This is a genomic window from Ostreibacterium oceani (genome assembly GCF_009362845.1).
Taxonomy (GTDB): domain Bacteria; phylum Pseudomonadota; class Gammaproteobacteria; order Cardiobacteriales; family Ostreibacteriaceae; genus Ostreibacterium; species Ostreibacterium oceani.
The window spans coordinates 19,258-29,923 of the sequence record NZ_WHNW01000015.1 but is presented as its reverse complement, the minus strand read 5'-3'; the positions used below and the strand labels follow the sequence as shown (position 1 = coordinate 29,923).

11 protein-coding genes are annotated in these 10,666 nt (G+C 45.0%); 8 read left to right on the top strand and 3 right to left on the bottom strand.

Annotated elements, in window-relative coordinates:
- From GCU85_RS10085 to GCU85_RS09635, 4 genes are all read left to right on the top strand, one after another.
- On the top strand, positions 1–1,339 hold a 1,339-nt coding region (locus tag GCU85_RS10085), incomplete at its 5' end, for a hypothetical protein (protein ID WP_218110665.1).
- Position 1,340: 1 nt separating this feature from the next.
- Complete coding sequence (locus GCU85_RS09645; protein ID WP_218110664.1) at positions 1,341–2,357, top strand: complement C1q domain-containing protein; 1,017 nt, start codon at positions 1,341–1,343, stop codon at positions 2,355–2,357.
- Positions 2,358–2,364: 7 nt separating this feature from the next.
- The gene (locus GCU85_RS09640) at positions 2,365–2,871 is read left to right on the top strand and encodes a hypothetical protein (RefSeq protein WP_152810976.1); all 507 of its coding nucleotides are present in this window, start codon (positions 2,365–2,367) and stop codon (positions 2,869–2,871) included.
- A 17-nt stretch (positions 2,872–2,888) separates the two neighbouring features.
- Positions 2,889–3,842 carry a hypothetical protein gene (locus GCU85_RS09635; RefSeq protein WP_152810975.1) on the top strand — a complete coding sequence of 318 codons (954 nt, stop codon included), beginning with the start codon at positions 2,889–2,891 and terminating at the stop codon, positions 3,840–3,842.
- 47 nt (positions 3,843–3,889) lie between these two features.
- On the opposite strand, the gene GCU85_RS09630 is transcribed toward GCU85_RS09635, so the two are convergent.
- Positions 3,890–4,720, bottom strand: coding sequence for an ion transporter (locus GCU85_RS09630; protein ID WP_152810974.1), 831 nt, complete (start codon positions 4,718–4,720; stop codon positions 3,890–3,892).
- 249 nt (positions 4,721–4,969) lie between these two features.
- Here GCU85_RS09630 and GCU85_RS09625 point away from each other — a divergent pair, with 249 nt between their 5' ends.
- The 4 genes from GCU85_RS09625 (at position 4,970) to GCU85_RS09610 (ending at position 8,886) form a co-directional block, all read left to right on the top strand.
- Positions 4,970–5,659: a hypothetical protein gene (locus GCU85_RS09625; protein WP_152810973.1), complete on the top strand. Its 690-nt coding sequence runs from the start codon at positions 4,970–4,972 to the stop codon at positions 5,657–5,659.
- A gap of 269 nt (positions 5,660–5,928) precedes the next feature.
- Entirely contained in the window at positions 5,929–7,143 is a 1,215-nt protein-coding gene (locus GCU85_RS09620) for a MalY/PatB family protein (RefSeq protein WP_152810972.1), read from the top strand.
- 40 nt (positions 7,144–7,183) lie between these two features.
- Complete coding sequence (locus GCU85_RS09615) at positions 7,184–8,107, top strand: ABC transporter ATP-binding protein (protein WP_152810971.1); 924 nt, start codon at positions 7,184–7,186, stop codon at positions 8,105–8,107.
- Complete coding sequence (locus tag GCU85_RS09610; RefSeq protein WP_152810970.1) at positions 8,104–8,886, top strand: ABC transporter permease; 783 nt, start codon at positions 8,104–8,106, stop codon at positions 8,884–8,886. The genes GCU85_RS09615 and GCU85_RS09610 overlap by 4 nt, the downstream gene beginning before the upstream one ends.
- Before the next feature lie 122 nt (positions 8,887–9,008).
- Here GCU85_RS09610 and GCU85_RS09605 read toward each other — a convergent pair whose 3' ends face one another.
- Entirely contained in the window at positions 9,009–9,980 is a 972-nt protein-coding gene (locus GCU85_RS09605) for a LysR substrate-binding domain-containing protein (RefSeq protein WP_152810969.1), read from the bottom strand.
- Between the two features lie 157 nt (positions 9,981–10,137).
- Positions 10,138–10,659 (bottom strand): gamma carbonic anhydrase family protein, encoded by a 522-nt coding sequence (locus GCU85_RS09600; RefSeq protein WP_152810968.1) that lies wholly within the window; start codon positions 10,657–10,659, stop codon positions 10,138–10,140.
- Positions 10,660–10,666: the final 7 nt, after the last annotated feature.

The following is a 10,666-nucleotide window of genomic DNA, read 5'->3' as shown; positions in this document are numbered from 1 at the left end:
TACGGACGACCAGACATTGAGCAGCGATGGCAGCGCGGGTAACTTGTCGATTGAAGACGGCAATACACTGACGCTAAACGTCAATGACGCGGATGCAGACCCCACAAATGAAATCCAAGATTTAAGTTTAACGGGTAACAACTTAACCATCACCAACAATGGGTCGGCAACGACGATTGATTTAAGTGGTTATTTAGACAACACGGATGACCAGCAGATTACGGATTTTAGTTTAGACGCAGCGACGAATGTGTTGACGTTGACTTTAGAAGACGGTGGTAGCCAGACGGTGGACTTGAGTGGTTTTGTCTCTAGCGATGATCAGGCATTGAGCAGCGATGGTACGGCGGGTAATATCAGCATTGAAGACGGCAATACGCTGACGCTAAACGTGAATGACGCGGACGCGGATGCGACGAACGAGTTAAACACGGGGTTTGCGATTAACGGCACGGACTTAGAGCTAACGGATGCGGGTGGCACGTTGGCGGTACCGTTGTCGGCGATAGGCAGTGATGATCAGGATTTAACGGGTGCAACGATTGATGCGAGCAACGTGTTGACGCTTAGCATAGAGGATGGTGCATCGACCACGGTGGACTTATCGGCTTATTTGGACAATACGGACGATCAACAGATTACCGACTTTAGCTTATCAGGAAATGATTTGAGCATAGCGCTAGAGGATGGTGGTACGCAAACGGTTAGTTTGGCGAGTTTATCATCCACAGATGATCAAAACTTAAGCAGCGATGGCAGCGCGGGTAACTTGTCGATTGAAGATGGCAATACACTGACGCTAAACGTGAATGACGCGGATGCAGACCCCACAAATGAAATCCAAGATTTAAGTTTAACGGGTAATACGTTGACGATTACTAACAACGGCGCGGCGACTGCGATTGATTTAAGTCCATACCTCACTAATACGGATAATCAAGATGCGACGCAAGTGAATTTAGCACCTGCGTTAGATGTGGATGGCGATGGGACGAACGAGACGACAGTGCAGCAAGCGATTGAAGCTTTTGAAAATCCAGTGAAAGCCATGGGTAAGGTGGCTGCAAACGGCACTGCGTTAAAAATTAAAGGTGCTACCGTTACCAGAGTTAATCCAGGGGATTATCAGGTTACCTTTACCAATGTCAGACCCGACGCGAACTACGTGATTCAGCTTACTTTAAGGGATTCTGCTGGGATTGGTAATGATGCTTATGGTATTTCTTATTACAATCAATTGCCTGGCGGATTCAGAGTTAATATAGGAGATGATGACAACGGCGCGGGAAATCGAATCGATAGGGATTTTGAATTCATGTTCATGGTACTGGACTTCTAAAATGAAGAATAACCTCACCTGTCTGCTGCTTCTTTTGCCGCTGTATTTGCCGCTGAATGTAGGGGCGCAGACTTTTGATGCAGATGAATTGGTTATGATTCATCATGCAACAACAACGCAAATCAACGCGTTCTCACCCGTCAAAGGTGCGTTGGTTTATAATAGCGACAATGATACGCTTTATGTATTTGATGGGGCGAATTGGAATGCTTCGAACAATGATATTATTACGTCGTTGGTTGATAATAATAACGGATCGTATACTTATACCGCCGAAGATGGCGCGCAGACGACGTTTACCATTAGCGATAACCAAATTATTGACGTTTATTCATTGAATGGCGATGGAAAAAATCTCGATTTATCACTGGAAAACGATGGTCAAGCAACAAAAAAAGTCGACTTATCCGCCTTAAACATAACGGGGGATGTGACGGGGACGTTGGCAAATACAGGCGTTGCGAAAATACAAAATGTCGATGTTTCGGCGACTGCGCCGAGTGATGGGCAAGCGCTGGTATACAATGGGGCTAACTCGCAATGGGAGCCGACAGCGCTAATTGGCGGTGCAGCAGTATTCCCACAGATACTCGTCGATGCAAGCAGAACGAGTGACTACAATATGAATCAAAATTATCAAACAGTAATATACAATAGTGTCGCAATTAATTCAGGGACGTCTTATAATATAGGGAATGGGGTGTTTACGACGCCAGATAGTGGGATGTATCAAATTATGTATAATAATCAGTATGGCTATACGAACTATCGGAACCATACGGTATTTAATCGCATTATGATTAATAGTGCTGTAGAAATGGAGAGTGCAAATGGCAGCTGGACCAACGGAAATGGCAATGGAAATAGAGCCTATGCCACCAATACGGGGAATACTATTGTGCAATTAAACGCAGGTCAAACGGTAAGGGTTGAGCATCGTGCAAATACCAATCAAGACAATATCAGCCCGCGAACAGGTGCAGGTCAGCATCGATTAAAGATTATTCGACTTAAATAAAAACAATATGAAATTACGATTAATACTAGTTTTACTGCTTTTTCCTGCTGCAGTCCATGCACAAGCCCCTGTGGCAGAAGAATTAGTGCAGGTGCACAATGTTTCAAATCCGCAAATGAATAGTATAGCGACTCCCTTTGCTGGAAGTTTGGCGTTTAATACTACTGACGCAACACTGTATATTTTTGATGGTGTGAATTGGATTGCATTGAGTGAGTCTGGATTGACTAGCGTTGAAACCAAAACTGCCAGCTATACACTAACCTTGGCGGATAATAATAAAATTATCGAATTTAATACTGCGGCAAATGTGACCTGCACCATACCAGCGGGTTTACCGCCAGGTTTTCAGGTGAGTATTACCCAGTTGGGTACTGGTCGCGTTGAATTTGTCGGTGGTGCAACCGTTCGCAATGCGTATAATGCGTTTAGAACAGCGCGGCGTTACTCAAAGGCTGGCGTTGAGATTGCCAGCACAGGCGAAGCCATTATTTCTGGCGATGTGGCAAAATAACTAAGTGTTTTGAACGAATGATACGTCAACTGATTTTTTTGCTGGTTCTGTTCCCGTTTTTTGCGGGTTCGCAAGGTGTATTGCCCGTGCATCGCTATCATGTGCAAAAAGGTCCTTTGGATGAAATTAGTCATATTGAGCCTTCTTTTGGGCTTAGTTTGCGTCGAATTGGTGCGGATTACACTGGGTTTGCACTGCGCCTTCGCCGCAGCAGTGATAATGCCTTAGCTGATGTGGCGTTTGATGATGAGCAAGGACTGGTGACAGCAAACAGCGAAGTCACGTTGGTTAGTGATGGCTCGACCACAACGTTATCTGGCTTTGCTGGCGCGAGTAATCTGTTTGTGAGAACGTGGTATGATCAAAATGGCAACACTGGATTCAATGCGGTTCAAGCCGTCAATAACCGTCAGCCGCGGCTGGTGTTTAATAGTGCAGGTACTGGTAACGACAAACCCTCTATTTTATTCAATGGAAATAGCTGGTTGGAGATTAATCAAGGTGTGCAAAATATATTGGGCGGCGGTATTCGTGGTAGCTTTATTTTGTGGACAAGGCCAACAAGCAATGCACCGCAGTTTAGCTTTGGCGCACGGTTTCCTGATGATTGGCGTTGGACATTTCATATTAATTGGAATGATGGGCGCGTCTATTTTGATTCAGCAGAATCGTGTTGTGCAGTGAATCGCTCGTTTTTAAATAGTACCAACCTTAATCAATATAACAGCTATACCTTTATTCGAGGCACTGGCTATAAAACGGCAAGGGTCAGTAGTGCGCCGACAGCGTTAAATAATGCTGCTGCCGCATCGACCGCAAAAACGGGCGGTGCGTTTTGGCTAGGCTGGAATTGGCCAGGAAATAGCCAGCGTTACCAAGGAAATCTCAGCGAAGTACTGATGTTCAAAACGGATGTTTCACAGGCAGATGCGTTGCTTGTTGAGGATAATCAAATCAATTTTTGGCAATAATTCCGCTGTTTTCTTAGCTTTTGACGCAGGGTGTATAATGTGACTCGTTAGCGGTTGAATCTGTCTAGTTTGGCTTCAATACGGTTTATTTGGTCGCTTAATGCGACGATTTGTTCATAAGTATGGTGAATTTCGGCTGCTTCTCCTGTGCCTGTCTCTAATTGGATGGCTTGGCTTTCTTTTTGCATGACATCGAGTACAATGCCAATCATCATATTAAGAAAAATAAACGCATTGAAAAAAATAAAGCTCAAAAAATACACCCAACTGTAGGGGTGGTGTTCCATCGTCGGGTAGAGCACAGCCGTTGCCCAACTTTCAAAGGTGGCAACTTGAAACAAAGTGAGCATAGCGATGGCAATATTTCCCCACAGCTTTTCATCAACATCAGCGAATAAAAAACTCCCAATAGCGCCGTAAATATAAAATATGATAAACATCACTAATGCGACATATCCCATGCGTGGTATTGACTTGATAAGTGCGCTTAATAGAATACGCAGCTCTGGAATGAGAGAAATAAGACGTAACACCCGTAAAATTCTGAGCAACCGTGCGACTAAAACGAGTTCTGATTCGTCAATCGGGATTAAGCTGGCAGTCACAATGACAAAGTCAAATAAATTCCATCCGCTTTTGAAAAAATCGAGTAGGCGTTTTTCAGCCGCAAGCCTAATGCTAATTTCTAATAAAAAAAATGCCGTGATGCTAATATCCAGCCAATATAATACGGGTGAGAATCGGTCAATGCCATCGTAAGTCTTGGCACCGATGAGTAAGGCGGATGCGATAATGACGACAGCAACAAATAGCTCAAATAGTTTCTTTTCCTTGATATGGGCTAATCGAGATTGCAAATATTGCCAGCGAGCTTTCATTGGATTGATTGATAAAGTAGGATGGGCTATATTATGGGTGCTATACTAGGTAAAATCAATACGGTTTCGCATTAAATCTAGTTTATGATTAGGGTGTTTTTTCTTTTCTATTTCGGCTGGTTATTTCGAAATAACGGTAGTGAAGGACAGATTCGACACGGCGTTAAATCGTTTTTAATGATATAAATATAAATAGATGTGAAGATGGATATGAATATGAATATGAACATGAAGCTATTGAGAGACTAAATGACAGTAAATACGAGTGACTTAAGACAGGTGGTAGGTAATCCGAGTATCGGGTCTGTGATAGGCGTTGTGACATTATTGTTGGTGTTGCTGATCGTCATTTCAATGGTGCTAGGGCTGCACCAGGAGGCGGGTTGGATTGGTGAAAATGGTATCATCGAAACACTGTCAGCCAGTGGTTATTTTGTGTGTGTCTTGCTGATGTTCGTCAAAGGACGATGGGCGTATATCAAGCGCTATCATTATTGGTTATTGTTGATGGTTTTTTTTGCTTTGCGAGAATTGGATTTTGATAAACAATTTACCAGCGCAGGTATCTTGTCGAGTAAGTTGTATGTCAATGCTAGCGTGCCTATGCTTGAGAAGTTGATTGGTTTATTGGTGATTGGGTTGTTGATTTTTTGTTTGGTTGCTATCATCAAACATCATATGAGTACGTTTTACTCAGCCGTTAAACAAGGTGAATTTATGGCATTGGGCGGGTTATTTGTTGTTGGGCTGTTGGTCTTTAGCAAGATATTGGATGGGCTCACTAGAAATTTAGCAGATATCGGCGTCATCGTCTCGCAGCAAACCGCGCAGTTGATTGAGTTGACAGAAGAGACGACAGAGTTTTTTATCCCTATGATGATTGGCTTGATCTTGTGGCGATATTTTTCAGCGGCAATGGCCAAGCAATCAACACCATAAAACGCAAGCAAAAACCGTTGCAAAACGTGCCGGCGCTTCTGAGCTGACGTGACAATGCGCTGACGATGCGCCGACAATGCGCCACTTTACAAAGCGTAACGCCGCCGCAGGCAGTGATTTTAAAATGGCCGAGTTTTCTATTGCCAATTGGCAGTGCTGGGTTTATCCTTGTTGGTAAATATAAAGCCAGCGCGCCACGCATGCAAAGCGCTGAAAGTCGCTCGAAGCCGCTCAAAGTAATAGATTGAAGCATAGCCAGAGGAATAATAATGAACGCATTACCCTATGATTTTACCGCATTACCAAACGCACGTCAGGCGAGTGAAAGCGAAAAATGGAATCAGTACCCTAGCGACACCATACCGATGTGGGTTGCCGATAGTGACTATGCTGTGGCGCCTGAAATTACGGCAGCCTTGCAACAGCGGTTACAGCATCCAGTGCTAGGCTATGGCAAAACGTCCGAAAAATTAAAAAAATTAATTGTCGAGCGTGCAGCCCAGAAATACCACTGGCAGATTAAGCCTGAGTGGATTTGCTTTATCCCAGGGGTGGTTGGCGGGCTTAATATTGCGCGCGCGATTATGGGTGAGCCAGGCAGCCAAGCGATTACCGCCAAACCCGTTTACCCGCATTTGATTAATGGCGCACCGCTACTTGGCCAAGGGATGCAGTTTTATCCGATGTTAAATCAACAGACGAAAAACCAAAAATGGCGCTATACCCCTGATTTTGAGGCACTCAAAGCAACGCTCACTGCACAAACGCGCATGCTGATGATTTGCAACCCACACAATCCTGTCGGCACGGTCTATCATGCCGATGAATTGGCGAATTTTGCGGCGATTGCCGAGGCGAATGACTTGTTGATTTGCTCGGACGACATTCATGCCGATTTTGTGCTGGATACTGAGGCAGTTTATCGCCCGATTGCGAGTTTATCGCCTGCGGTTTCACAGCGCACAATTACGTTGATGGCGGCGAGTAAAACCTTTAACATTGCAGGGCTAAATTGTGCGTTTGCAATTATCGAAAACCCTGATATTCGCACGGCGTTTGTATCCCAAGTCAAGGGTCTGGTTGGTGGGGTGAATATTTTGGGGTTAATCGCGACCGAAGCCGCCTACGAATATGGTGACGACTGGCATCAAGCACAGCTGACACATTTGCGTGAGAATGCACACTATTGTTATGCACGCATTAATGCCATGCCGTTACTGTCGATGAATGCGCTAGAGGCGACGTATTTGGCGTGGGTAGATGCGAGTAAGTTAAATGCGTTATTGGCATCGCAGCCTATCAAGGATGCTTATCATTATCTGCTGCATTATAAAGTGGCGGTCTCTAATGGTGAGGCGTTTGGTGTGCCATCGTTTATTCGCCTTAACCTGGCGACTGACCGCGCGACATTGCAGGCGGGGTTGGATCGCATTGAGGCGGCGGTGATGGCGTTAATGAATGGTGCTGACGAGCAGTTGACTTAAACGTTAATTTATTTCAAGGTTATCAAACATCGAGTGATATATGACAGACGCGTTACACGTTAAGGGGCTACACAAAACCTATGCCAATGGCTTTGTGGCGTTAAAAGGTATTGATTTGCGCGTTGAGCAGGGCGATTTTTTTGCTTTGTTGGGGCCAAATGGCGCGGGCAAATCAACCACGATTGGCATTATTACCTCACTGATTAATAAAACAGCAGGGCAAGTCAGCGTTTTTGGGCATGATATTGATACAGCGCTGCCCGATGCGCAGCAGTGTATTGGTGTCGTACCACAGGAGTTTAATTTTAATATTTTTGAGAAAGTCGAAGACATTCTCTATAATCAAGCAGGGTTTTATGGTTTAACGAGACGCCAAGCCCGCGATAAAATTGAATATTACCTCAATCGCTTGAGTTTATGGGACAGGCGTCACAGTCCTGCGAAACAGTTGTCAGGCGGCATGAAACGACGATTAATGATTGCACGAGCAATGGTGCATGAGCCCAAGCTGCTGATTTTGGACGAACCAACCGCGGGTGTTGACTTGAAAATTCGCCGCGCTATGTGGGATTTTATTAGCGAAATTAATGAAAAAAAAGGAGTGACGATTATTCTAACCACGCATTATTTAGAAGAAGCCGAGCAGCTGTGTAAAAACGTCGCGATTATTGATGCGGGTCAAGTTATTACACAAACGAATATGAAGTCTTTACTTAGCCAGTTGGACAGTGAAAGTGTAGTGCTAACGGTGGAAAACCCATTGCCAACAACGCTTGAGCTTGCTAATTATCGTTATCTGGTGCGCGATGAAACGACACTGGAAGTCGAGCTGACGCGGCAACAAGGGCTTACCGATTTATTTAGCCAACTGCACCACGCAAATATCAATGTTAAGAATATGCGTAATAAAACAAACCGTTTAGAGGAGTTGTTTTTGCGCTTAGTTGGCGGAGGCAAGCCATGAATAAACGTCGAATGCAAACCAACTGGGTTGCCTATGCGACCTTGACACGCCGAGAAATTCGACGATTTATTCGAATTTGGGGGCAGACGTTGATTCCACCGGTGATTACGACCAGTCTTTATTTTTTGATTTTTGGAAAATTGATTGGTGATCGCGTTGGGCAAGTGGATGGCGTGAGTTATATTGAGTACATTGCGCCTGGGTTAATCATGATGGCGGTCATTATGAATGCGTATGCCAATGTGTCGTCGTCATTTTTTGGCACAAAGTTTCACAATAATATTGAGGAACAATTGGTCTCACCTATGCCTGACAGCCTGATTGTGCTCGGTTATGTGACAGGCGGTGTGTTGCGTGGTTTGGTTGTGGGGTTGATTGTCGCAGTCGTTGCGTTGTTCTTTACGCATATCTCGGTGGTACATGGGGTGCTGACGATTTTGGTGGCGGTATTGACGGCGATTGTATTTTCATTTGCTGGGTTTCTGAATGGACTTTATGCGAAATCGTTTGATGATGTGTCGATTATTCCAACGTTTGTATTGGGGCCGCTGACTTACTTGGGTGGTATTTTTTATTCGGTGTCTATGCTAAGCGAGTCATGGCAAACCGTCGCCAAGTTTAACCCGTTGCTGTATGTGATTAATGGCTTTCGCTATGCGATGCTGGGCTTTTCGGACGTTTCATTTTATACAACGATTGGGGTGCTTTTGGTCTTGTCGGTTGTGATGTTTATCGTTGCGGTACACTTGATGAAGCACTCCAGTGGAGTGCGCGGCTAAGTCACAGGGGGTAAGCCTCGTTGAAGCCTAGTTTGAGGCGTCATTTAACGCGTGGTTTGGTGCGAATTAGTAACGCCAAATTTAACGCCAGTGTGCCACAAGTGACGCGAGTAGTTGATGTGTCAAATAAACCAATGACTACTTTGATCGGGTAAGGGGGACTCGACTGGATCAATGTCTTGTTGGTGATTGGCGCTTTCGAAGTCTTCGCTGGTGATGTGCGGTGCAAATAGCTTAATAAATCGGTGTACATGCGGTCGAAGTATATTGGCGCGTTCAACGGCAATCATCGTCGTGCATTTGGGCAAGATGCCTTGCAATGGAATTTCAACTAACTCACTGTCGATACGTTTGTCGTAAGCCATGCTGGCAATAATACCGACACCCATGCCATTTCTGACGTATTGCTTGATGACTTGTGGGTCGTTTGATGTGGCGATAATGTTAGGGAAGGTATCTAGCGTACTCGTGCGTAAAGCCGACGCCACATAGGTGATGATAGGATTGGCGGCAATATAGTCAATGGTAGGCGTGGTCATTTTGGCGAGCGGGTGGTTTGGCGGGCAAATTGCGCTAAAGCTCCACTGAAAACAAGGAATGACCAACATGTTGGGCAGCCATTCTCGCTTTAAGGTATCGTTGGTTCCTGATAGGATAATACAATCAGCACGACGGTGCTTGGCGATCTCAATTAACTGGTCCATTGTGCCATTTTCGATAATTAACTTGATGTTGGGGTATTGCTGATGAAATTGCTTGAGCACCCCTGGCAGGACATAACCCGATTGGGTTTGCGTGGTGGCGATGGTGAGCGTGGTGTTTTTTTCGCTGTGGTTGGCTTTTGTGATGACAACGAGGTTGTCGATTTCGGCTAGGATGATTCTTGCTTGTTCAACAATATCATTGCCTAGTGGCGTTAGACCGACTAAGGCTTTACCATTTCGGGTGAATATTTTACACCCTAAGCTCTCTTCAAACAGCTTGATTTGTTTGCTAATACCGGGCTGAGAAGTAAAGAGTTTCTCAGCGGTATAAGAGATGTTGAATTGGTTTTCAGTGACTGCGACAATATAGCGCAGTTGTTTGATTGTCATCGTATTCTGTGTGTTTGATAGCCCACGTTAGTTTTAGTATAAAGCAACGCGCTGGCATTGCAAAAGCAAAACGCCATAAAGTATACCCAAAAGGCATATGTGCCCTTGCTCTGCTACTGAGTCATTGAGGGTGCGTGGTGGACGTACTGCAGATACGTTACTGATAATTATTTTTTAGCTTAATGTAGTGTTTTGCCGAGTAGCGGAGAAAGGTTTTTTCTTTTTCAGTCAATTTTCTAACGGCTTTGGCGGGTGAGCCGAGATAAAGGTAACCGCTTTCTAGGGTTTTGTGCATCGGCACCAGTGCCATGGCGCCGATGATAACTTGATCAGGAATAACGCTGCCGTCCAATATGGTCGCGCCCATACCGATAAGGACGTGATTGCCAATCGTGCAGCCATGCAAAATCGCATTATGGCCAATGGTCACCGCATCGCCAACGCGAGTTGGGTAGCCCTCGGAGTTAAAGTCACTGACGTGCGTGGCATGAATGACAGCACCGTCTTGCACATTGGAGTGTTTGCCAATGGTGATTGCATTCACATCGCCGCGAATAACAGCGTTGGGCCAGACAGAAACTGACTCGCCCAAGGTGACGTCACCGATGACGACGGCGCTTTGATGAACCCAGCTCTGTGGCGCTAGCGTTGGTTGTTTATTGACGTATTTTTCAATCATAATTCGA

What these genes read in the sequence shown, in the direction of transcription:
- GCU85_RS09625 (WP_152810973.1), top strand. Translation starts at nt 4,970, where the DNA reads ATGACAGTAAATACGAGTGACTTAAGACAGGTGGTAGGTAATCCGAGT.
- GCU85_RS09610 (WP_152810970.1), top strand. Translation starts at nt 8,104, where the DNA reads ATGAATAAACGTCGAATGCAAACCAACTGGGTTGCCTATGCGACCTTG.
- GCU85_RS09640 (WP_152810976.1), top strand. Translation starts at nt 2,365, where the DNA reads ATGAAATTACGATTAATACTAGTTTTACTGCTTTTTCCTGCTGCAGTC.
- GCU85_RS09630 (WP_152810974.1), bottom strand. Translation starts at nt 4,720, where the DNA reads ATGAAAGCTCGCTGGCAATATTTGCAATCTCGATTAGCCCATATCAAG.
- GCU85_RS09605 (WP_152810969.1), bottom strand. Translation starts at nt 9,980, where the DNA reads ATGACAATCAAACAACTGCGCTATATTGTCGCAGTCACTGAAAACCAA.
- GCU85_RS09645 (WP_218110664.1), top strand. Translation starts at nt 1,341, where the DNA reads ATGAAGAATAACCTCACCTGTCTGCTGCTTCTTTTGCCGCTGTATTTG.
- GCU85_RS09600 (WP_152810968.1), bottom strand. Translation starts at nt 10,659, where the DNA reads ATGATTGAAAAATACGTCAATAAACAACCAACGCTAGCGCCACAGAGC.
- GCU85_RS09620 (WP_152810972.1), top strand. Translation starts at nt 5,929, where the DNA reads ATGAACGCATTACCCTATGATTTTACCGCATTACCAAACGCACGTCAG.
- GCU85_RS09615 (WP_152810971.1), top strand. Translation starts at nt 7,184, where the DNA reads ATGACAGACGCGTTACACGTTAAGGGGCTACACAAAACCTATGCCAAT.
- GCU85_RS09635 (WP_152810975.1), top strand. Translation starts at nt 2,889, where the DNA reads ATGATACGTCAACTGATTTTTTTGCTGGTTCTGTTCCCGTTTTTTGCG.